Annotated in this window: 24 protein-coding genes and 2 pseudogenes; 12 read left to right on the forward strand and 14 right to left on the reverse strand. The window is 66.6% G+C overall.

Annotated features, from left to right (window positions below; genetic code table 11):
* A partial coding sequence (locus K2Y56_RS15235; protein WP_292509318.1) for a hypothetical protein occupies nucleotides 1-205 on the reverse strand: 205 nt, incomplete at its 3' end.
* A pseudogene (locus K2Y56_RS15240) lies at nucleotides 130-305 on the reverse strand (transposase); the annotation flags it as partial. The gene K2Y56_RS15235 and the pseudogene K2Y56_RS15240, both read right to left, overlap by 76 nt.
* A 664-nt stretch (nucleotides 306-969) precedes the next feature.
* On the opposite strand from K2Y56_RS15240, the gene K2Y56_RS15245 reads away from it, so the two are divergent.
* From K2Y56_RS15245 to K2Y56_RS15255, 3 genes are read left to right on the forward strand one after another with little or no spacing between them, the layout of a single operon-like run.
* Entirely contained in the window at nucleotides 970-1,212 is a 243-nt protein-coding gene (locus K2Y56_RS15245; protein ID WP_292509093.1) for a hypothetical protein, read from the forward strand.
* A gap of 31 nt (nucleotides 1,213-1,243) precedes the next feature.
* Nucleotides 1,244-1,459 carry a hypothetical protein gene (locus tag K2Y56_RS15250; RefSeq protein WP_292509096.1) on the forward strand — a complete coding sequence of 72 codons (216 nt, stop codon included), beginning with the start codon at nucleotides 1,244-1,246 and terminating at the stop codon, nucleotides 1,457-1,459.
* Entirely contained in the window at nucleotides 1,456-1,680 is a 225-nt protein-coding gene (locus K2Y56_RS15255) for an alkylphosphonate utilization protein (RefSeq protein ID WP_292509100.1), read from the forward strand. Before K2Y56_RS15250 ends, K2Y56_RS15255 begins: the two co-directional genes overlap by 4 nt.
* A gap of 27 nt (nucleotides 1,681-1,707) precedes the next feature.
* On the opposite strand, the gene K2Y56_RS15260 is transcribed toward K2Y56_RS15255, so the two are convergent.
* Nucleotides 1,708-1,962: a hypothetical protein gene (locus K2Y56_RS15260; protein ID WP_292509103.1), complete on the reverse strand. Its 255-nt coding sequence runs from the start codon at nucleotides 1,960-1,962 to the stop codon at nucleotides 1,708-1,710.
* Nucleotides 1,963-2,236: 274 nt separating this feature from the next.
* Between K2Y56_RS15260 and K2Y56_RS15265 the strand changes: the two genes are divergently transcribed.
* From K2Y56_RS15265 to K2Y56_RS15275, 3 genes are all read left to right on the forward strand, one after another.
* Nucleotides 2,237-4,045 (forward strand): adenine deaminase C-terminal domain-containing protein, encoded by a 1,809-nt coding sequence (locus K2Y56_RS15265; RefSeq protein ID WP_292509105.1) that lies wholly within the window; start codon nucleotides 2,237-2,239, stop codon nucleotides 4,043-4,045.
* A gap of 160 nt (nucleotides 4,046-4,205) precedes the next feature.
* Nucleotides 4,206-4,391: a hypothetical protein gene (locus K2Y56_RS15270; RefSeq protein ID WP_292509109.1), complete on the forward strand. Its 186-nt coding sequence runs from the start codon at nucleotides 4,206-4,208 to the stop codon at nucleotides 4,389-4,391.
* Nucleotides 4,392-4,421: 30 nt separating this feature from the next.
* Nucleotides 4,422-4,697, forward strand: coding sequence for a hypothetical protein (locus K2Y56_RS15275; protein WP_292509112.1), 276 nt, complete (start codon nucleotides 4,422-4,424; stop codon nucleotides 4,695-4,697).
* A 7-nt stretch (nucleotides 4,698-4,704) separates the two neighbouring features.
* Here K2Y56_RS15275 and K2Y56_RS15280 read toward each other — a convergent pair whose 3' ends face one another.
* The 3 genes from K2Y56_RS15280 to K2Y56_RS15290 are packed head-to-tail and all read right to left on the reverse strand — an operon-like array spanning nucleotide 4,705 to nucleotide 7,215.
* Nucleotides 4,705-5,463 (reverse strand): ABC transporter ATP-binding protein, encoded by a 759-nt coding sequence (locus tag K2Y56_RS15280; RefSeq protein WP_292509115.1) that lies wholly within the window; start codon nucleotides 5,461-5,463, stop codon nucleotides 4,705-4,707.
* A complete protein-coding gene (locus tag K2Y56_RS15285) occupies nucleotides 5,463-6,215 on the reverse strand; it encodes an ABC transporter permease subunit (RefSeq protein ID WP_292509118.1) in 753 nt (250 codons plus the stop codon). Before K2Y56_RS15285 ends, K2Y56_RS15280 begins: the two co-directional genes overlap by 1 nt.
* Before the next feature lie 19 nt (nucleotides 6,216-6,234).
* A complete protein-coding gene (locus K2Y56_RS15290) occupies nucleotides 6,235-7,215 on the reverse strand; it encodes an ABC transporter substrate-binding protein (RefSeq protein WP_292509295.1) in 981 nt (326 codons plus the stop codon).
* Nucleotides 7,216-7,447: 232 nt separating this feature from the next.
* Between K2Y56_RS15290 and K2Y56_RS15295 the strand changes: the two genes are divergently transcribed.
* Nucleotides 7,448-7,849, forward strand: coding sequence for a DUF3597 domain-containing protein (locus K2Y56_RS15295; protein WP_292509121.1), 402 nt, complete (start codon nucleotides 7,448-7,450; stop codon nucleotides 7,847-7,849).
* Between the two features lie 378 nt (nucleotides 7,850-8,227).
* Nucleotides 8,228-10,441 carry an ATP-binding protein gene (locus tag K2Y56_RS15300; protein ID WP_292509125.1) on the forward strand — a complete coding sequence of 738 codons (2,214 nt, stop codon included), beginning with the start codon at nucleotides 8,228-8,230 and terminating at the stop codon, nucleotides 10,439-10,441.
* A gap of 8 nt (nucleotides 10,442-10,449) precedes the next feature.
* Here K2Y56_RS15300 and K2Y56_RS15305 read toward each other — a convergent pair whose 3' ends face one another.
* Together K2Y56_RS15305 and K2Y56_RS15310 are read right to left on the reverse strand one after the other, a co-directional pair.
* Nucleotides 10,450-11,541 (reverse strand): polyamine ABC transporter substrate-binding protein, encoded by a 1,092-nt coding sequence (locus K2Y56_RS15305; protein ID WP_292509128.1) that lies wholly within the window; start codon nucleotides 11,539-11,541, stop codon nucleotides 10,450-10,452.
* Nucleotides 11,542-11,544: 3 nt separating this feature from the next.
* A complete protein-coding gene (locus K2Y56_RS15310; protein WP_292509131.1) occupies nucleotides 11,545-11,898 on the reverse strand; it encodes a RidA family protein in 354 nt (117 codons plus the stop codon).
* Between the two features lie 191 nt (nucleotides 11,899-12,089).
* On the opposite strand from K2Y56_RS15310, the gene K2Y56_RS15315 reads away from it, so the two are divergent.
* Nucleotides 12,090-12,353 (forward strand): GlsB/YeaQ/YmgE family stress response membrane protein, encoded by a 264-nt coding sequence (locus K2Y56_RS15315; RefSeq protein ID WP_292509297.1) that lies wholly within the window; start codon nucleotides 12,090-12,092, stop codon nucleotides 12,351-12,353.
* A gap of 73 nt (nucleotides 12,354-12,426) precedes the next feature.
* On the opposite strand, the gene K2Y56_RS15320 is transcribed toward K2Y56_RS15315, so the two are convergent.
* Entirely contained in the window at nucleotides 12,427-12,648 is a 222-nt protein-coding gene (locus K2Y56_RS15320; protein WP_292509134.1) for a DUF2892 domain-containing protein, read from the reverse strand.
* A 167-nt stretch (nucleotides 12,649-12,815) separates the two neighbouring features.
* Between K2Y56_RS15320 and K2Y56_RS15325 the strand changes: the two are divergent.
* A pseudogene (locus K2Y56_RS15325) lies at nucleotides 12,816-13,638 on the forward strand (protocatechuate 3,4-dioxygenase).
* A 16-nt stretch (nucleotides 13,639-13,654) separates the two neighbouring features.
* On the opposite strand, the gene K2Y56_RS15330 reads toward K2Y56_RS15325, so the two are convergent.
* The 5 genes from K2Y56_RS15330 to rpsO all read right to left on the reverse strand — a co-directional run bounded on the left by K2Y56_RS15330 (nucleotide 13,655) and on the right by rpsO (nucleotide 17,993).
* On the reverse strand, nucleotides 13,655-14,302 hold the full coding sequence (locus tag K2Y56_RS15330) for a glutathione S-transferase family protein (protein WP_292509137.1): 648 nt from the start codon (nucleotides 14,300-14,302) through the stop codon (nucleotides 13,655-13,657).
* Nucleotides 14,303-14,452: 150 nt separating this feature from the next.
* Nucleotides 14,453-14,755: a helix-turn-helix domain-containing protein gene (locus tag K2Y56_RS15335; protein ID WP_292509140.1), complete on the reverse strand. Its 303-nt coding sequence runs from the start codon at nucleotides 14,753-14,755 to the stop codon at nucleotides 14,453-14,455.
* Nucleotides 14,756-14,767: 12 nt separating this feature from the next.
* Entirely contained in the window at nucleotides 14,768-15,094 is a 327-nt protein-coding gene (locus K2Y56_RS15340; protein WP_292509143.1) for a type II toxin-antitoxin system RelE/ParE family toxin, read from the reverse strand.
* Between the two features lie 202 nt (nucleotides 15,095-15,296).
* On the reverse strand, nucleotides 15,297-17,504 hold the full coding sequence (gene pnp, locus K2Y56_RS15345; RefSeq protein ID WP_292509146.1) for a polyribonucleotide nucleotidyltransferase: 2,208 nt from the start codon (nucleotides 17,502-17,504) through the stop codon (nucleotides 15,297-15,299).
* Between the two features lie 219 nt (nucleotides 17,505-17,723).
* On the reverse strand, nucleotides 17,724-17,993 hold the full coding sequence (rpsO, locus tag K2Y56_RS15350) for a 30S ribosomal protein S15 (RefSeq protein ID WP_292509149.1): 270 nt from the start codon (nucleotides 17,991-17,993) through the stop codon (nucleotides 17,724-17,726).
* A 276-nt stretch (nucleotides 17,994-18,269) separates the two neighbouring features.
* Here rpsO and K2Y56_RS15355 point away from each other — a divergent pair, with 276 nt between their 5' ends.
* Nucleotides 18,270-19,481: a glycerophosphodiester phosphodiesterase family protein gene (locus tag K2Y56_RS15355; RefSeq protein WP_292509300.1), complete on the forward strand. Its 1,212-nt coding sequence runs from the start codon at nucleotides 18,270-18,272 to the stop codon at nucleotides 19,479-19,481.
* A gap of 122 nt (nucleotides 19,482-19,603) precedes the next feature.
* A complete protein-coding gene (locus tag K2Y56_RS15360; protein ID WP_292509152.1) occupies nucleotides 19,604-20,980 on the forward strand; it encodes an amino acid permease in 1,377 nt (458 codons plus the stop codon).
* Nucleotides 20,981-21,136: the final 156 nt, after the last annotated feature.

Genomic DNA, 21,136 nt, shown 5'->3' on the forward strand with positions numbered 1-21,136 from the left:
CCTTGCAGAGCTCCGTGTCGTCGCTGCGGGGCGCCTTGCGGTTGCGCCGTGGCGGGATGACGACCTGGCTTGCCTGGGCGACGAGCTTTTCCTCGAGGGGGCCGGCGATCGACCGGATCGGATTGCCGAGCGCCGCGTGACCGCCTGATCGTTCCCCAGCCCCTCCGGAAGATCCCGCCAGCGCCCTCCCGGGCGCGCCATTCACAACAGCGCGTCCAGGAACCGCCGATTGGCGCACGCGGCTCGCGCTTGCCCTTCGTCCAGCCCGGAACGACGCCCTTCACACGTTCCCTCTGGTCGCCCAAAGCGCGTCGATGCCGCTGGTCATCGCTGATCTCCTCAATCGGCCTGCCTTCCCACCTCAATCTTCGAGCCACGCTGACGTCGCCGAAGCGTCACCACACCCTAGTATTCGGCTAAGGAAGATCAGTTTCAACGGACGTCGATCGAGCACGAGACTTAAGAATTGGGGAACCGGCAAACGACGACGTCGACGCTCAACCTCGCGAAGCGCGGCGGCCCGGGGCGGAGACGATGGCACCAGGACCTCAACCTCGCCGGTCACCTTGCGGCCAAATGTTCGAAGACATGAGCGTCGCCGGACCCGCTGGTCGCCGTGGGGAGCAAAATGCTCTCCATCATCCCGATGTGTTCAGCCGCCCCCGGAACGTCGTCCACGCTCGCTCTCCCGCTTCGAACAGGGGTCCGATTGAGGTCGGCAATTCCTTGAACGGACCCAAGTGGGGGCGCTGGTTTAAACGGCGCTGAAGGGCAAAACACGCTTTCAAGAGCGCGGCGGGTTGGCTAAGGGGAAGGAATGGGTTGGAGACGTGCGTTGCTAAAGTTGGGATCGAGAGTTCGAATCCCTTCGCCCGCTCCAGTTAAGAATCCAACGCCGATCGATCTAGGGGCTGCCGCGACGGCGGCCCTTGTCGTTTCCGCGGTGGTCTGGCGATCCGGAGGAACGCGATGGCGATCAAGGCGCTCAACGACCGCAAGAAGCTGTCGAGCGACTTCAACGAAGCCAATGACGCCTTCATCGACGAGGTGCTCGGTGCCCTGCAATCCGGCCGCATACCCCTGGATCTCGCAAGGGCCTATCTGGCGCATCCGGTCGCGATGATGCATGCCGACGGTGCGCAGGCGGTCGCGAACTACCTCGATCGCATCCTCTCGCAGCGGCCGAACATCGATTGGATGCCGGGCGAGTAGCCCGCAGCGTCCGGGACGGAGACGAAGCAGCATGACAGCCGACGAGATTACCGATCTGAACAAGGCTCGCGCGAGCCTTGCCCGTCAGCGCAGCGCGCTGGCCAAGCGGATCGGTTCGAGCGAGCTGGCCGCGGCCTCCGCGGCGGAAGACTTCATGCGCATTCTTCTCGCCATCGAGGCGGTGGACCGCGCCCTGGCGGAGGCCGGGCGTCCCTACATGTCGCCGCAGACCGAAGCCGAAAGGTGAGCGTTTCCGACGCGGCACGCGACGCCAATGGCACCATCCTCGCAAACGGGGATTCGGTCACGCTCATCAAGGATCTCAAGGTGAAGGGTACCTCGACGATCCTGAAGCGGGGCACCCTGATCAAGAACGTTCGCCTCACCGACGATCCGTCGGAGATCGAATGCAACGCGGACAAGGTCAAAGGCCTCGTCCTGCGCACGGAATTCCTGAAGAAGGCCTGACTAAGCAGCTCGGCCTTCGCTCGATGCTCAATCCTCGGCAGTGCTCGGCGCTCGCGCAGGCGAGCGATTGAGGCTCCGGATCGTCCGGGCCGGTCGGCCGGACCGTTCCGCGATGACCCGATCCTGCTCGGCGATCAACTCGCGGGCTGGCTCGTCGCCATCGAGGCCGCCAAGAATCTCCATCGGCACGCGCCGGTTCGAGGCGCGGGAATCATCTTCATAGACGACGTCGAACAGGACGGAACCGCGTTCCTGCGGCTTCGATTTCGTGCGTTTGGCCATGACCGATACTCGACGAACGGTTGAGGGAGGTTGGAAATGCGGACGGCCACGGATGGCGGGCGGGGGTGCGCGTACATCCGGCGTCACCCAAGGCCCGGCCTCGTGGCCGTCGCCGATCGAGCGACTGTCGTCGCGATCGGCATAGCAGGTAGATGGTGGGCTGGGCACGACATTTCAATCCTGCGACGTTTGCGTGCGTTGGCGTAGCCATCGGGCGACGCCGGCATGGCATGATGCGTGCGCACCGAACCGGCTGCCCGAGCCAGGAGCCACGATGACCGAGACGCGACCGCTCACCCGCTTTTCCGTCGAACCCCTCAGCACGATGACGCGCCGGCTCGCCGACGTCGCCGCCGGGCGTGCCGACCCGGACCTCGTCATCACCGGCGCACGCCTGCTCTCGACCTATTCGGAGCGCATCCTGCCCGACCGCGAGGTATGGATCTCCGGCGGGCGGATCGCGGCGGTCCACCCCGCCGGCAGCCACCGCGGCAGCGCGCCGCGCAAGGACGTCGCTGGCGGGCTCCTGGCGCCGGGCCTCGTCGACCCGCATCTCCACATCGAGAGCAGCATGGTCACGGCCTGCGCCTATGCCGAAGCCGCCCTCCTGAACGGCACCACCACGATCATCTGCGACAGCCACGAGATCGGCAACGTCCTCGATTCGGACGGCATCGCCTGGATGCTGGAGGATGCGCGGGAGGCGCCGCTCAACATCTACCTGACGGTGCCGAGCACGGTCCCGGCGACCTCGCCGGACCTCGAGACCGCGGGCGGCGATCTCACGGCAGCCAAGATCGCCGCCCTCTTCGAGACTTGGCCGGAGGCGATCGGGCTCGGCGAGAAGATGGATTTCGTGGCGGTGGCGGAGGGCGATGCGCGGGCGCACGCGATCATCGCCGCCTCGCTGGAGCGCGGCCGCCCGGTCTCCGGCCACATCTACGGGCGCAGCTTCGTCGCGCCCTACGCGGCGAGCGGCGTCACCGACACGCATGAAGCGATCGACCAGGACATCGCCGACGACCTTCTGGAGGCCGGACTCTGGATCTTCCTGCGCGGCGGGCCACCGACGACGCCATGGCACAGCCTGCCGAAAGCGATCGGCACGATCACGGCGCTCGGCGCTGCGGCCAAGCGCGTCTGCGTCTGCACCGACGACCGCGACGCGCAAGACCTTCTCGCCTTCGGCCTCGACTGGGTGGTGCGGGAGGCGGTGCGGATGGGCATCCCTCCGGTCCAGGCCTGGGCCATGGGTTCGCTCCATCCCGCGACCCGGTACGGCCTCGACGGCGAGATCGGCGGCTTCGGGGGCGGGCGCCGCGCCGACCTCGTGCTCCTCGATGATGGTCTCGTCCCGCAATCGACCTGGTATGGCGGGGAATGCGTGGTCGAGGATCGCCGGGTCACGCCGATCCTCGATGCGGCCCTGTCGCGGCCCTACCGCTATCCGAAACCCGCCTACGAGACGATCCACCTGCCCCAGCCGCTGCCGGGCCTCATTCCGGAGCTTCCGTCCGCGCCCTGCCTCGTCAACGCGATCCGGACGACGCTGCCGGGGATTGAGCTCGTCCATGAGCGCTTCACGCTCCAGCCCGGCACCGACTGGGCGGCGACGCTGGCTGCCAACGACTGCACCTTCGTCACCGTGATCGAGCGGCATGGCCGCGCCGGGAACGTCGCCCACGGGCTGCTGCGCGCCTTCGGGCTCAAGCGCGGCGCGGTGGCGAGCAGCGTCGGGCACGATTCCCACAACCTCATCGTCGCCGGCCTGAACGAAGCCGATATGCGCCTCGCCCTCGATACGGTGAGCGCGACGCAGGGCGGCGTCTGCGTCGTCGCGGATGGCCGGGTCGTCGCATCGGTGCCGCTGCCCGTCGCCGGCCTCCTCTCCGACAAGCGCGTCCTCGTGGTCGCCGAGGAGGTCCGCGTGCTCAAGGCGGCCTGGGAGGAGGCGGGCTGCACCATCCCCTATATGGGCTTCAACCTGATCCCTCTCTCGGTCATCCCGGAGATCCGCATCACCGACAAGGGCTTAGTGCTGGTGCCGGGCATGACCATCGTGCCGCTTTTCGAGGCGGCGTGAATGGTCGACCAAGAACCAACCCGGGGATTGAGCGATTTGCGGTCTGGCGCGTTGCTTCGCCGGTGCCGGCCCTCTAGGGGCTCACTAATGATCGAGGGCGTCCGTGCCACGGTGCAAGGCGCCGCGGGCGGGCGGCTCGTCACAACTCCGGAGCCGACCCATGCGTAACCTCCTCCTCCTCGTCATCCTCGTCGTCGCAGGCTTCGTCCTCGTGGGAATGTATGTGGCACCGACGCAGCCCTCGCTCAGGACCTGGTATCTCCAGAACGCCTGCGTCCACCTCGACAAGGTCTCACCGCAGATCTGCGCACCGATGCGCGAGGCCGAAGGCACTCAGCGTACCTGAGCCAGCGAAATCCGGAGCGGGAGAGCCGGAATGCCGTTCGCATTGGACTGGTTCTTCCGCAATCGGCGAACCGGCGAGATCACGATCGGCCAGTGGCCGAACCTGCCGCTCATCGTGTTTCTCGCCTGCATCGCCCTTGAGCTGACCCTAGCACCGGCAGGGCAATTCGGTGCGGCTCTGAAAATCGCCGGCCGAATTGCTCTTGCAGCCTGGGCGCTCGACGAGATCGCGAGGGGCGTCAACCCATGGCGGCGCTGCCTCGGCGGGGCCGTGCTCCTGGCTCTCGCCTATTGGGCGCTGGCCTGATCCGGGCTTAAAGTTCGGCCGAGCGCCCTGACAATTCCGCTCGCAGCTGACGCGCCGCGTCGAGCAGGGCGCCGTCGCGGCGACGGCGTGGGCGTGTCACATCGATCGCCATGTCGGCGGCGACGCGGCCCGGCGAGCCGGCGAGCACCACGACCCGGTCGGCGAGCGTCACCGCCTCGTCGATGTCGTGGGTGACGAACAGGATAGTCTTGCCGGTCTCGCCCTGGATGCGCTGCAGCTCGTCCTGCAGGCCCTCGCGGGTCAGGCTGTCGAGCGCCGAGAACGGCTCGTCCATGAGAAGCACATCGGGATCGACGGCCAATGCCCTGGCGATGGCGACGCGCTGGCGCTGGCCGCCGGAAAGCTGGTGCGGCCAACGGTCGGCGTAGTCGGAAAGGCCGACGAGGGCGAGCATCTCGCGAGCCTTGGCGATGCGCTGCGTCCGCGACAGGCCGGAGCCTTCGAGACCGAATGCGACGTTGGCGACGACCCGGCGCCATGGCAGCAGGCGCGCGTCCTGGAAGACGAGCGCCATCGGGGTGCGACAGCCAGGGCGGGTATCGAGCCGGACGGTACCGGAGCTCGGCCGGGCCAGCCCGATGAGCACACGCAGCACGGTGGATTTGCCGACGCCGGACTCACCGACGATGACGACGAACTCACCGCGCCCGACAGCGAGGTCGAGCCCCTCCAGGATGACGTTGCGATGGCCGTCGCGCTCGTAGGCGAGGCTTAGGCCCCGGATGTCGATAACCGGTTCCGCCATCACGGCCGCCACCGCAGCAGCCAGCCCTGGAGGGCGACGAATCCGGTATCGAACAGTCCGTAGAGGCCCGCCATGGTCAGCATGTAGACGACCACGATGTCGGTGGAGAGGAGGCTGGAGGCCTGCATCATCCGGGCGCCGACGCCGTGGACGCCGAAGATCTCGGCCGCGACCACCGCCATCCAGGCCTGGCCGAGCGCCGTGCGCACGCCGACGAGGATGCCGGGCGTCGCGGCGGGCAGCACGATCTTGGTCAGCCGAGACCAGCCCGATCGGAAGCCGAAGGCTTGCGCCACCTCGATCAGGTCGCGGTCGACGCTGCGGACCGCGCCTTGCGTTGCGAAGAACACGATCCAGAATACGCCGATGGCGATGATGAACACCGCCGCCTCGGGCTGGACCCCGAACCAGATGATGGCGAAGGGCACCCAGGCGAGGCCGGGGATCGGGCGCAGCAGACGGACGATCCAGGCCGTGGCGGCCTCGGCGATATGCGACATGCCGACGAGAAGCCCGAGCGCGATACCCGCGCCTGCGCCAGCCGCGAGGCCGGCGATGTAGTGGCTGAGGCTCGCCGCAACCGCCTCCCACCAGACCCCGATGCGGATCTCCTTGAGGAAGGCCGGCGGGATCGTGCTCGGCGGCGGCAGGAAGGCCGGGTTGATCAGGCCGAGGCGCGGCATCGCCTCCCAGAAGATCAGGAAGGCGAGGAGGCCGGCGGCGGCAAGACTGGTGGAGGCAAAGCGCGTCATGGGATCGGGCGCAAGGCGGTCAGCGCGCGGTCGCCTTCTCGTAGTAGCGGGAATCGAACAGGCCGTCGGTGGGGATGTCCTTGTCGAGTGTCCCGATCGAGACCTGATAGGCTTGCATCGCCTTCGTCGCTTCGATGATGGAACGGGGATCTGCGGTGAATTTCGCCGCCGGTGAGGTGATCGCCTTCTGGATCGTGGCGATATCCGTGATGCCCTTGCCGAGGGCTGCCTCAACGGGTCCTGCTGCGCGAGCGGGGTCGGATTTCAGAAGGTCGGAGGCGCGCACGAGCGCCTTGACGAGCCCCTCGACGGCCGCCGGGTTCTTGTCGGCGAAGGCGCCGTAGACGCCCACCACGGTGCCGGGCTGGTCGGGGAACATCTCGCCACCCGTAGCGATCAGCTTGATCGCCGGATTGCGCTGCTGGACGATGGTCAGGGCAGGCTCGCGGATCGAGGCGCCGTCAACGGCGCCTGCGAGCACCGCCTGCTGGGTCGCATCGATCCCCATGGCGATGACCTCGGCATTGGCCTTGTCGGCCTTGGTGACCTGCCAGAGCCAGTATTGCAGGGTCGTGTTGGGGACCGAGCCCGGCGGCTGCGTCGCCAGCCGTGCGGCGCGGCCTTCCTTGGCCTTGAACTGCGCGAAGGCCTGGGCCTTGTCGGCGCCGTCCGCGAAATAGGGGGCGAGCTTCGGGCCGGCGACGAACACCATTTCCTCGATCGCCGTGGCGGCGACCACGCGCACGTCGATGCCCTTGGTCCTGGCCACCGCGAGGGGAGCCACGCCGGCGACGTAGACGTCGATGGTGCCCGAGGCGAGCGCCTGGATCATATTGGGGCCGGATTCGAAAGTCGTGAAAGTCGGGTTCAGGCCCGCTTCCTTCAGCCAGCCCTCGCCGTTTGCGACGAAAATCGGCGCGGCGCCGATCACCGGGATGACGCCGATGCGCACGGGCACCGCCTGTGCGATCGCACCCGAGGCCCAGAGGAGTCCGACCATGAGGGGTGCAACGAGGGAGACGAGGCTGCGCATCGGGCGATGTCCGTAAACAGAAGCGTTCGGGCGTGGCCGGCTCCATGCCACAGGCAGGGGATTCCGCAAAACGTGCTGTCACTGCAGCCAGGAAATGCTCAAGCTTTCGCGTGAGAGAGGGAACGCCCGCGTGCGGTCCCGGTTTGTTAACGCACCGCAAAGGCTCCATGCCGGCGGCCAACCATCAAGGAACTACGCCATGAGCTTCCTCGGCAGCATCGTCAGCAAGATTCTCAATCCGTTCGGCGGCCCGGCCGAAGCGAAGACCGCAGATGCCGGCGGTGGCACCGCCAGCGCTCCGGCGAGCACCGGCACCACCGCTGCGCCTGCCGCCGGCGGCGAGCCCGTCGACGTCGAGGCCGTCCTGAACGGCATGGCCGAGAAGAACCCGCAGAAGCTCAACTGGCGGACGTCCATCGTCGACCTGATGAAGCTCCTGGACATCGATTCGAGCCTCCAGGCCCGGAAGTCGCTGGCCGATGAGCTGCACTACACTGGCGACAAAGAGGACTCGGCCACGATGAACGTCTGGCTGCACAAGCAGGTCATCAAGAAGCTCGAGGAGAATGGTGGCAAGGTCCCGGCCGACCTCAAGGATTGAGGTCGGCGTCCGCGAATCTCCGATAGGAGAACGTGGGGCGGTCCGGCTGCTAGCCAGCCAAGGGCCGCCCTTCGCGGCCGGGACGTTCATACCAGATGTTCACGCCCGGACCCATGGCTTCCATTCGACCACTTGCGCCTCGTTCACATGTGAAACAGTCTCCGCACACAATGGCCAAGCTAATGCCCGCCAGCGGCAGCACGTCCATCCGCCGATGGTCCAGTCTAACGTAAGTTAGTTCTCTGGGTGCCTTTCGGAACACTTCTTCAGACTGCAATCCAATCGCTGCTATCAAGGGCCTCGACGCCAACAACGAACACGTGATTTGCTGCAGGCGATAGATGAAGAGGGCTTCCGCCTTCGAGGGGGCAAGCGCGAATGACGGATTGGCTGCAGGGCGGCGGTGAGATGGCTGCCCGCATTCGCGCGCGGGACTGGGCCGCCACGCCACTCGGCCCGATTGAGGCCTGGTCCGATGTCCTGAAGACCAGCGTCTCCCTCATGCTCGGCTCGCACTTCCCGCAGGTGGTGATGTGGGGTCGGGAGCTGATCACTCTTCACAACGACGCCTTCGTTCCGATCCTCGGCAACAAACCTTCCGCGCTCGGGCAGCCGTTCAGCGAAGTCTGGCGAGAAGCGTGGCACGAGCTCGGTTCGATCGCAGAATCGGCGTTGGCAGGGCAGGCAACCTTCATCCAGGACTTTCCCCTCGTCGTCGAGCGCAGCGGCAGACCGGAACAGGCCTTTTTCACCTTCTGCTACAGCCCGATCCGCGACCATTGCGGCAAGGTCGTCGGCATCCTCGACACGGTGACGGAAACCACCGCGACGGCGGTCGCGAACCAGCGCCTCGCCTTCCTCGACAGCCTCGGCCGAGCCGTCGCAAACGCGAACGATCCCGACGTGATCATGGCCACGACGACGCGACTGGTCGCGGCGCATCTTGGCCTCGCCAATTGCGCCTATGCTGACATGGACGCCGACGAAGACGGCTTTACCATTCGAGGCGACTGGGCCGCCAAAGGCTCACCGAGCATCGTCGGGCATTACAGTCTCGCAGCCTTCGGGAAGCTCGCCGTCCGCAACCTCAGCGCCGGCGAGCCCCTCATCATCAGTGACAACCTGTCGGAATTGGAGCCGGATGAAGCAGCGACCTTCCAGGCCATCGGAATCACCGCGACGATCTGCATGCCGCTGGTCAAGGACGGGCGCCTGACGGCCCTGATGGCCATCCACGACCGCGTTCCGCGAATTTGGACGGATTACGATCTCGCCCTCATCCGAGAAGTCACCGAACGCTCCTGGGCGCATATCGAGCGTGTCCGCGCAGAGGCTTCGGTTCGAGAGGCGGTCGAGGCGCTCGCGCGTCTAAACGCGACGCTGGAGGAGCGGGTCGAGGAGAGAACTGCCCGCCTCGTCGAAGCCGAGGCCGCCCTGCGGCAATCGCAGAAGCTCGAGGCGGTGGGCCAGCTCACAGGCGGCGTCGCGCACGACTTCAACAACCTTCTGACCATCATTCGATCCTCGGTGGATTTCCTGCGCAGGCCGAATCTGCCCGAGGAGCGCCGTACCCGCTACATGGAAGCCGTTTCTGAGACGGTCGATCGCGCCGCCAAGCTCACCGGTCAGTTGCTCGCCTTCGCCCGCCGTCAGTCGCTGAAGCCGGAGGTGTTCGAGATCGGCGACCGGCTCAAACGAGTCGCCGATATGGTCGACACGGTGACCGGCACACGGGTACGGGTGGTCACCGAGGTGCCCGACACCGCCTGCTACATCAGAGCGGATGTCAGCCAGTTCGAGACAGCGCTCGTCAACATGGCGGTGAATGCGCGAGACGCCATGGACGGGGAGGGCGTCCTGACGCTGCGGCTTACCTGCCAGGTGACGCTTCCGCCGATCCGCGGCCATGCCGGCAATGACGGGACCTTCGCGGCGATCTCGCTCACCGATACCGGAACCGGCATCGATCCCGAACAGCTCGGGCGTATCTTCGAGCCGTTCTTCACCACGAAGGAAGTCGGGAAGGGTACCGGTCTCGGCCTCAGCCAGGTGTTCGGCTTCGCCAAGCAGTCTGGCGGCGATATCGATGTGGCGAGCATCGCGGGCGCGGGCACCACCTTCACGCTCTATCTCCCCGAGGTCGAACCCGAGACTCGTGAGGGGCGCGCGGTTGAGGAGGCCATCTCCGCTCCCGATGATGGCATCAAGCGGCATGTGCTGGTCGTGGAGGACAATCTCGATGTCGGACGCTTCGCCACGCAGATTCTCCAGGACCTCGGCTACGAGACGACATGGGCGACGAGCGGCGAGGCGGCTCTCGACGAACTCGGCCCCATGGCAGATCGCGTCGACGCCGTCTTTTCGGATGTGGTGATGCCGGGAATGGGCGGCATCGCCCTCGCGCACGAGCTCCGCCGCCGCCGCCGCCGGCCCGAGTTGCCCGTGGTGCTGACGTCCGGCTACAGCCACGTGCTCACCCAGGAAGGCGACCACGGCTTTCAGGTCCTGCAGAAGCCCTACTCGGCCGACCAGGTCTCTCGGACCCTCCGCCGCGTCATGCGGGCAGAGGCCGCCGGATCTCGCCGAGAATAAGGGCCTCGTCAGCGTCCGGTCCGGACCCGAGTCCAGGCGCGGGTCACGAAACGCTGGGTTCTGTCGTCCCAGGCGGTATTGGTGAAGAGCCGCGCCATCGTCGTTTCGTCCGGGTATATCCCGGGATTTGCGAGGATTTCGGGCTTTACCTGAGCCTTCGCGGCGAGGTTTCCGCTCGCATAAGACACGAAGTTGGTATTTGCCGCCCCCACCTCGGGCCGCAGCATGTAGTCAATGAAGATGTGGGCTTCCGCCGGATGCGGCGCATCCTTCGGGATCGCGAAGGCATCGAACCACATCAATGCGCCTTCCTTAGGAATGAAATACGCGATCTCGACGCCGTTCTTGGCCTCTTCGGCGCGCTTTTTTGACTGCATCACGTCGCCGGAATAGCCGACCGCGAGGCAAAGGTCCCCGGCCGCAAGCCCGTTGATGTATTCCGACGAGTGGAACTTGCGCACCGAGCCGCGCACCTTGAACAGCGCGTCGGTGACCTGGGTGATGTCGTCCCAGCGCTTGGTATCGGGCTTCAGGCCGTAGGCAGGCAGCATGCTCGGGATCAGGTCCTCGGGGCTGTCGAGCATCATCACCCCGCAATCCTTGAGCTTGGCCAGGAGCGCGGGCGTGAGCACGAGGCTCCAGCTGTTGAGGGCCTGGTTCGCGCCGAGGCGCTGGCGCACGGCCGGCAGGTTCACGCCGATACCGGTCGTGCCCCACATGTAGTCGACGGCGTAGAGGTTGCCCGGATCGTAGACCGCGAGCCGCGTCGCGATCTCCGGCCAGGCGTTCTTGAGGTTCGGCAGTTTCGCCTTGTCGAGGGGCAGGAACACGCCCGCCTTGATCAGCCGCTGCAGGAACGGGCCGGAGGGCACCACGATGTCGTAGCCGGACTTGCCGGCCAGGAGCTTCGTCTCGACGATCTCGTTGTTGTCGTAGGTGTCGTAGACGACCTTGATGCCGGTCTCCCTGGTGAAGGCTTCCAGCACCTTCGGGTCGATATAATCCGACCAGTTGTAGATGTTGACGACCCGCTCCTGCCCCGCGGCCTGTCCGGCAAGGAGCGCTAAGGCGACGGCGAGGAGGGAGACGAGGCGCGCCATCTCTCAGCCCCGCGCGGCCACGACGACGATCTCGACGAGGTATTCCGGGGCGGCGAGGCGCGCCTCGACGGTGGCGCGGGCAGGGGGGTTGGCGCGGTCGACCCAGGCCTCCCAGGCCTGGTTCATCTGAGAGAAGGTCGCGATGTCGGAGAGGTAGACCGTGGCCGAGAGGATTCGGCTCTTGTCGCTGCCGCCCAGGGCCAGCAGCCGGTCGATCTGGCCGAGGATCTCGCGGGTCTGCGCGGTGACGCCGACGCCCTCCGTGTTGGAGGCGGTCTGGCCCGCCAGGAAGACGAGGTCGCCATGCGTGACCGCCTGGCTCATGCGGGGGCCGGATTCGAAACGGGTGATCGTCATGGGCTGGCTCGGTCCTCAAGGCTCTCAGTTCGGGAGCCGGGAGGCTCGTTGTGCCGCCGCGAGGGCATGGCCGTAAAGAGGGCCCTGATCGCACGACCGCACTGCGACAAAGACCGCGGCGGCAGCGCAACTCAATGCGGGATCGAACGTTTCATCGACACGAACGGTGACGCTAGGAGCACACCACCATGATGTCGATTATCGGTACCATCATCATCGGCTTCATCGCCGGCCTCATCGCCAAGTTCATCATGCCCGGCCCGAACGAGCCCTCGGGCTTCATCCTCACCACCATCCTGGGCATTGTCGGCGCCTTTGTGGCGACCTTCATCGGCCAGGCTGTCGGCTGGTACGGGCCGAACCAGGGTGCAGGCTTCATCGGTGCCATCGTGGGTGCCGTCGTTGTGCTCGCGATCTATGGGTTCATCGCCAGCCGCCGCACCTCCACGCTCTGAACGAGACGATAAGACTGAACGAGAAAAGGGGTGCCGCGAGGCACCCCTTTTTTGTATCTGCCGGCAATGCCGCTCAGGCGTTGTGCGTCACCGCCTTGATCGCGCAATGTCCGGTGGCGCCGCGGATGGCGAGGCCGGCGCCGACCACGAGGGCGGCAAGGCTGAGCCACTTGTTCGGCCGGGGCTGCGCCGCCGCCGCCGCGATGCCGAGGCCGAGCACCACCGAGACCGCGCGTTCCGTCGTCGTCAGGTTCTGCGTTCCGCCGAAAATATCGCTGATCATGTCGTTGGCCATCTGGGTCTCCCGCTGGTCTCAAACTTCGCATGGCGAACGCAGGCGCGTCCGCTGGCGTTCCCCGTCCCGGTGCCGCAGCGCACAGCGTCCGGCCCGCCGAAACATCGGGACATCATCGAGAGACTTTCCGCCGCTATCATCGCTCTCGACGGAACGGAATGAGCACGATGAGACGACGGACCTTCCTCCTCGGCGGAGCGGTGGCGGCCACCGGCGCGGCGGCGATCGGCTATAAGCTGCTGCCGGATTCGGCCAAGATGCTGCTCGGCAACTACCGGATTCTGCCCGGACGGGTCCCGCTCCTCGTCGAGCGCGATTTCGGCTGGAGGGGCGCCGATTTCGCGGCCGGCGGCACCAAGACGGTCGATCTCAAAGCCCTCGCCCCGCCGATCTTTCGCGACCGGCCCAATAGCGTCGCCACCCTGGCGAACATCCTCGGGCCCTGCGATGCGGAGCGTGTTCCTCGCCGCATCGACATTTCGGAAGGCCGCCCCGGCCTGCCCATGCGGCTCTCGCTGCGGGTCCGTCGGAGCGGCGACCGGCAAGGCTTACGAGAACGCCGAGGTCCAGATCTGGCACGTCAACGCGAAGGGCATCTATTCCGGGCAGGACGTCAGCCGGGAATGCACCTTCGACGATCCCGATGCCATGAGCGGACTCGCCTTCCGTGGCCGGCAATTCACCGATCGCGATGGTGTCGTGACGTTCTTGACGGTCTATCCCGGCTGGTACAGCGGACGCAGCATCCACGTCCATGTTCGGGTGGTCGTCGACGGCCGTGAGCTCCTGGTCACGCAGCTCTTCTTCGACGATCTCCTCAGCGACGCGGTCTACGGCAGCCACCCCGATTACGAGAGCCGACCGCCGCGCAACACCCGTAACGACCGCGACTTCTTCTCGCCGCGCGCCTACCTCAACGCCCATATCTTCGACTTCGAGAAGCTCGACGGCGGCGTATTGCAGGCGACCTACACTGTCGGAGTGGCCTGAACTCGCAGCGGCCAAGTCACATCCCCGCGCCGCCCGCCGGATTGGCCGCCGCCAGCAATCCATCGTCGATCTCGCGGGCCTTGACCGCCGCCGGGCGGGCGGCGAGCGGCTCGACGTATTGCTGGAAGGCGGCACGCTTCTCGATCGTGCCGAACTGCATGCCCCACATCAGGTGCGAGCCGAGATAGAGGTCGGCCGCCGTGAACCGGTCGCCGACGAGGTACGGGCGGTCCGAGACCGCGCCTTCCAGGGTGTCGAGCACCGCCGCGAGGCTGCCGTAGCCCGCCATGCCACGCTTCCTCGGATCGTCCGGTACCTCGAAGCCGAGCGCCTTGTTGGTCGCCGCCGCCTCGACCGGGCCGGCGGCGAAGAACAGCCATCGATAATAGCTCCCCCGCGCGGGATCGCCGACGGGCGGGGCGAGCCCGGTCTCGGGGAAGGCGTCGGCAAGGTAGGCGCAGATCGCGGCGCATTCGGTGACCACGGTCTCGCCATGGGTCAGGGCCGGCACCTTCCCCATCGGGTTGACCGCGAGATAGGCCGGGCTGCGCGTCGCCCCAAATTCGAGGATCTCGGTCCGATAGGGCTGGCCGACCTCTTCGAGCATCCACCGCACGATCCGTCCGCGCGACATCGGATGGGTGTAGAGGACGAGGTCGGTCATGGAAGGATCGCTCCTGTCAGCGTCATCGGCATCGTAGCCTCGAATCGACCTCTACCGGCCTGCGGAGTCGGGCGGAGCGTCGTCACACGGATGGACCTCGACACGTCGTCCGTGAATGCTGCCCCATCGCAGAAGAGGGTGCACGATCCGCTATCGAGGGGAGCGCCCAAGCGTCTCCTCGACCAGGCGGGGGTTCTTGGCGAGGAGTGCCAGAAGCACGCGGGCGGGCCCCTCGGGCTGGCGGCGACGCTGCTCCCAGTTCCTCAAGGTACCGACCGCGACGCCGATCGTCTGCGCGAACGCATCCTGCGAGAGATCGACCGCCTTGCGGATAGCGGCCACGTCGATCTCGGCGGGGACGTGAATGCGAAGACCGGGCACGGCCTCGCCACGGGCATGAGCCGACGCCTGTTCCAGGCTCAGCTTCAGTTCGTCGAACATGGCGTCGTCCATCGCTCGTTCTCCTCAGAACAGAGTTTCGACCAGGCGGGCGAGCGCGCGGGACTGGTCGGGAGTCAAATTGCCCTGGTCGTTCTTCGCATAGGCCAGGAGCAGGTACACGCCGCGTGCGGCGACGAAGTACGAGATCACCCTCGCACCGCCCCGCTTGCCGCGTCCGGCCATGGGAACACGGACCTTCCGAAGGCCTCCCGCTCCGGGAATGACATCGCCCGCCTGAGGGTGATTGGCAAAGAAGTCCACCACCGCGACACGCTCGGCGTCCGTCATCACCCGCTCGGCGGAGCGAAGGTAGATCTCCGTTTCGATGACGGTATGAAGAGGACGCGGCATGACCTCGTCTGCGTTGCCGCAATTTATAAGTCAATGGCGTACTGTCAGCTCGTCCGTGGGCAGGGATTGTTCTATCGGGGACGCCCAGAGCGAAGCGACATGTGACCCGAGAAAGGATGGAGCCTTCCGGTAAGCTAGTGCCAACGAAAAAAGCGCGACCCCGGAGGGCCGCGCTTCTCACTTCATAGCGATGCAGAGGGGATTACTCCCCGGCGTTGCGGCGCTCGCCGCGCTCGCGGCGAGGTTCCTGGTCGCCGCCGCGGGTGCGGTCCTGGTCGGCGTTGCGCTCGGCCTTGAGCTTCTCGGTGATGTCCTCGCCGGTGGTCTGGTCGACGACCTTCATCGAGAGGCGGATCTTGCCGCGGTCGTCCTGGCCCAGGAACTTCACCTTCACCTTGTCGCCTTCCTTGACGACGTCAGTGACCTTGGCGACGCGCGCCGCGGCGAGTTCCGAGATGTGGACGAGGCCGTCCTTGGCGCCGAAGAAGTTGACGAAGGCGCCGAACTCCATCGTCTTCACCACCGTGCCGTCATAGATCATGCCCGGCTCGGCCTCGGCCACGATCGAACGGATCCAGTTATAGGCAGCCTTGATGGCCTTGCCGTCGCTGGAGGCGATCTTCACGGTGCCGGTGTCGTCGATGTTGATCTTGGCGCCGGTCTTCTCGACGATCTCGCGGATCACCTTGCCGCCGGTGCCGATCACTTCCCGGATCTTGTCGGTGGGGATCTGCATCGTCTCGATGCGCGGCGCATACTCGCCGAGCTCGGGACGGGCATCGGTGAGGGCCTTTGCCATCTCGCCGAGGATGTGGACGCGGCCTTCCTGCGCCTGGTGCAGGGCGACCTTCATGATCTCCTCGGTGATACCGGCGATCTTGATGTCCATCTGCAGCGAGGTGATGCCGGCTTCCGTGCCCGCCACCTTGAAATCCATGTCGCCGAGGTGGTCCTCGTCGCCGAGGATGTCGGAGAGCACGGCGTAGCGCTCACCCTCGAGGATGAGGCCCATGGCGATGCCGGCCACCGGACGGCGGAGCGGAACGCCCGCATCCATCAGGGCTAGCGAGCCGCCGCAAACCGAGGCCATCGAGGAGGAGCCATTGGACTCGGTGATCTCGGACACGACGCGGATCGTGTACGGGAACTCGTGGGCCGGCGGCAGGACCGGGTGGATCGCCCGCCAGGCGAGCTTGCCGTGGCCGATCTCGCGGCGGCCCGGGGAGCCCATGCGGCCGGTCTCGCCCACCGAGTAGGGAGGGAAGTTGTAGTGCAGCAGGAAGGTCTCCTTGTAGGTGCCTTCCAGCGCGTCGATGAACTGCTCGTCCTCGCCGGTGCCGAGCGTCGCCACCACGAGCGCCTGGGTCTCGCCGCGGGTGAACAGGGCCGAGCCGTGGGCGCGCGGCAGCACGCCGGCCTCGGACACGATCGGGCGCACGGTGCGCACGTCGCGGCCGTCGATGCGGCTGCCGGTGTCGAGGATGTTCCAGCGAACGACCTTGGACTGGGCTTCCTTGAAGGCCGCCTTGACCTTCTCGGCCGGGAACTTGGCCTCGCCATCGGCGGGGCAGAGGGCGGCCATGACCGTCGCCTTCACGGCGTCGACGGCGGCGTAGCGCTCCTGCTTGATCGTGTTCTTGTAGGCGGCGCGAAGCTCGGTCTCGCAGATCGCGAGCACGGCCTTCTCGACCTCCTCGTTCTCGGGAGCGGAGAAGTTGCGCGGCTCCTTGGCGGCTTTCTCGGCGAGGCGGATGATCGCGTCGATGACAGGCTGGAAGTGCTTGTGGCCAAACATCACGGCGCCGAGCATGACCTCCTCGTCGAGCTCCTTGGCCTCGGACTCCACCATCAGCACGGCGTCCTGCGTGCCGGCGACGACGAGGTCGAGGGTCGAGTTCTCGAGCTCGGGAACCGGCGGGTTGAGGACATACTGGCCGTTGACGTAGCCGACGCGGGCCGCGCCGATCGGGCCGGTGAACGGCACGCCCGACAGAGTCAGCGCGGCCGAGGCCGCCACCATGGCGAGGATGTCGGGATCGTTCTCGAGGTCGTGGGTCAGGACGGTGATCACGACCTGGGTATCGTTGCGCCAGCCGTCGACGAAGAGGGGGCGGATCGGCCGGTCGATGAGGCGGGAGACCAGAGTCTCCTTCTCCGAGGGGCGGCCTTCGCGCTTGAAGTAGCCGCCGGGAATGCGGCCGGCGGCGTAGGCGCGCTCCTGGTAGTTCACGGTGAGCGGCAGGAAGTCGATCCCCGCCTTGGGCTCTTTCGCCGAGACCACGGTGGCCAGCACCGAGGTGTCGCCATAGGTCGCCATCACGGCGGCGTCGGCCTGGCGGGCGACCTTGCCGGTCTCGAGGACGAGCTTGCGGTCGCCCCAGATCAGCTCTTCACATTGTACGTCGAACATTCTTTGTTTCCTTGCCATCATGCGGTCGGGCGGGTCGGCGCCGCCAGGGGCAAGACGGCAGGAGGTTTCTCGCATGGTCGCGAAAAGCCTCCGGCGATCCTGTCCCTGACGTCTCGCGTATTGATCCGGCCCGATCTTCGCGCGGCCGGACCCATTCCGGCGACGCGGCTTACGAAAACGCGGCCCGGAGCAAGCTCGGGGCCGCGTGGAAGAGTCGCCTTAGCGGCGGATGCCGAGACGCTCGATGAGGCTGCGGTAGCGGGCCTCGTCCTTGCGCTTGACGTAGTCGAGCAGCGAGCGGCGCTGCGAAACCATCTTCAGGAGGCCGCGGCGGGAATGGTTGTCCTTGCCGTGGGTCTTGAAGTGGCCGGTGAGGTTGGTGATCCGCTCGGTGAGGATCGCCACCTGGACCTCGGGAGACCCGGTGTCCTTGCCGCCCTGTGCGTATTCCTTGATGAGCGCGGTCTTGCGCTCTGCCGAGATCGACATCGCTATCCCTTTCAGATCGGCTTGGTGCGGGTTCGGCGACCTTCGCGGACGGTCGCGCGAGGGCTCGGGTCAGGCCGCTGCCGGGATGTCGTCCAGCAGGGTCGGTTCCCAAGCGGGTTCGGCCCCGAGCCCGTGACCGGGTCGAGGCTGCGCAGTTCATACACGAATCGACGCGAGACGCCAGCCCCGGGCCGGTCCTTCACGCCCCTGTCATCGACACCCGGTAGCCGCTGGGCTCATCAGCGGAGACGAACCATGCGTGCAGTTGCGGCGATCATGGCGTTCCTCCTCTCCGGGCTCGTGGCTTCTGCGCAGGAGCAGCAATACGCCCAGATCGGACCTCGCCCCTTCCACCTCGTCGACACGATGAAGCCGGGGCCGCTCAAGGATAGTCTCGCCGCCTGCGGCACAGATCGATCCTACGTCGCCAAGAACTTCTCGATCGCGCATCGTGGGGCGCCGCTGCAGTTTCCCGAGCATACCCGCGAGGGCGTGCTGGCAGCAGCGCGGATGGGGGCCGGCATCATCGAATGCGACGTCGCCTTCACCAAGGATCGTCAGCTCGTCTGCCGGCATGCCCAATGCGACCTTCACACGACGACCGACATCCTGGCTCGGCCGGACCTCGCCGCCCTTTGCACGATGCCCTTCAAGCCCGCCGATGCGGCCTCGGGCCGCAAGGCCTCTGCCAAGTGCTGCACCAGCGATTTCACGCTGGCCGAGTTCAAGGCGCTCAAGCCGAAGATGGATGCGGCCGACCCGGGGGCGACGACGCTCGCCGCCTACATGAATGCGACGCCGCGATGGCGCACCGACCTCTATGCCGGCGGCGCCACCCTGATGTCGCACAAGGACTACATCGCGCTCGTCAGATCCCTCGGGCGCCGGTTCACGCCGGAACTGAAGGCGCCCGAGGTGCCGATGCCTTTCGAGGGAAGTTACAGCCAGGAGGACTACGCACAGGCGCTCATCGACGATTATAAGCAGGCCGGCATCCCTGCCGACCACGTCCATCCCCAGAGCTTCCAGCTCCGCGACATCCTCTACTGGCTCAAGGCGGAGCCGAGTTTCGGCAGGCAAGCGCTCTATCTCGACGGACGCGACGAAGTCGACAAGGGGTTCGATCCGGCCCGCCCCGAGACATGGAAGCCCAACATGACGGAGCTCGCGGGCCAAGGCGTGAGGATCTTGGCGCCGCCGCTCTGGATGCTGGTAACCCTCGCCCCCGACGGGAGGATCGTGCCCTCGGCCTATGCAACGGAAGCCCGCAGGGCCGGGCTCGACGTGATCACCTGGTCGCTCGAACGCTCGGGGCCGCTTTCTCAGGGCGGCGGCTATTACTACCAATCGATCCGGGCCGCGATCGACCGGGACGGCGACATGCTCACCCTTCTCGACGTCCTCTACCGGGAGGTCGGGGTGCGCGGTGTCTTCTCGGATTGGCCTGCCACCACGACGTTCTACGCCAATTGCGCAGGGGCCGATTAGGTCGACGCCCATGGGCAGAACTGCCTTCCGCGCGATCACCCGCAGACGCGGCGCAGGGGCCGGGTCTGGCTTAGGACTTGCCCCATCGATACGGTTCGGGCGTTCGAAGGCGAGGCCGCGGTATGACGGGGCATACGACATCCACAGCATTGACCGCGGATTTCGCCCTTCCGAAAACCGTTGGCGCTTTCCACCTCGTCTGTCTCGGAATAGGGGCGACGATCGGGGCGGGCATCTTCGTCCTGACCGGAACCGCTGCGGCCCAGCATGCAGGACCCGGCCTGACCCTGTCCTTCGTGCTCGGTGGCATCGCCTGCGGGTTGGTCGCCCTGTGCTACGCCGAACTCGCGGCGGCGATCCCGGCTTCGGGCTCGACCTATTCCTACGCGCGAGCGACGCTCGGTCCCCTTTGCGCCTGGATCGTCGGCTGGGACCTCGTGCTCGAATTCGCCATGGCCGCCGCCACGGTGGCTGTCGGCTGGTCGGGTTACGTTCAGAGCCTCCTGGGGGATTTCGGCCTGCGCCTGCCGCCGGCGCTCGCCTCGGCCGAAGGGAAGGGCGGGCTCCTCAACCTGCCCGCCGCCCTGATGATCCTCGCCCTCACGATCCTGCTGATCCGCGGCACGAAGGAATCGACCGGCGTCAACGCGGTCCTCGTCGTCCTCAAGGTCGCGATCATCCTCGCCTTCGTCGGCATCGGCGCCTGGCACGTGAACGTCGCTCTCTGGTCGCCCTACGTTCCAGCAAATACGGGGACTTTCGGCGAGTTCGGCTGGAGCGGTGTACTGCGCGGCGCGGGTGTGGTGTTCTTCGCCTTCGTCGGGTTCGAGACCGTCTCGACCGCTGCGGCCGAGACACGGGACCCGCAGCGCGACGCACCGATCGGCCTGATCGGCTCGGTGGCGATCAGTACGCTCCTCTACGTCGCGGTGGCGGCGGTGCTCACCGGGCTCGTGTCCTATTCGAGCCTCAACGTCGCCGACCCTATGGCGAAGGCCACCGACGCGATCGGCATCGGCGGGTTCTCGCTTCTCATCAAGGTCGGGGCGATCCTCGGACTGACGACATCGGTGCTCACGGCCCTCTACGGCCAGGGCCGGATCCTCTACGCCATGGCGCGGGACCGGATGCTGCCGCCCGTCTTCGGCCAAGTACATTCGAGGTTCCGCACGCCGGCCAAGGGTCAGGCGCTCGTCGGCGGGCTAACGGCCGTGGTGGCGGCCTTTACGCCGATCGACGTGCTCGGCGAGCTCGTCAGCATCGGCACACTGCTGGCCTTCGTCGTGGTCTGCATCGCCGTGATGGTCCTGCGGCGGGCCGGCGGGCCCCGCCCCTTCCGTGCGCCCGGCGGCGCGGCGACGCCAATGCTCGGCATCATCGCCTGCCTTGCGCTGATGGCCGGTCTGCCCTTGGAGACCTGGGCGAGGCTCGGCCTCTGGCTCGGGCTCGGCCTCGCAATCTACGCCGTCTACGGCCGGCGCCGGCCCGCCGTCGCGTGAGAGCTGTCGCCCCCGGGCTACAACGGCCGGCAATGCGGTGAGCAGGCTTGAGGAACAGTTAACCATCCGAGCCGTATCCCTTAACCGGAGTCATTCAAGACACTCCCGCCGGACCGATGCTCGCACTCGCTCGCCTTGCCCTGGTGCTCGTCTTCC

The organism is Methylobacterium sp. (assembly GCF_019745455.1).
Taxonomy (GTDB): domain Bacteria; phylum Pseudomonadota; class Alphaproteobacteria; order Rhizobiales; family Beijerinckiaceae; genus Methylobacterium.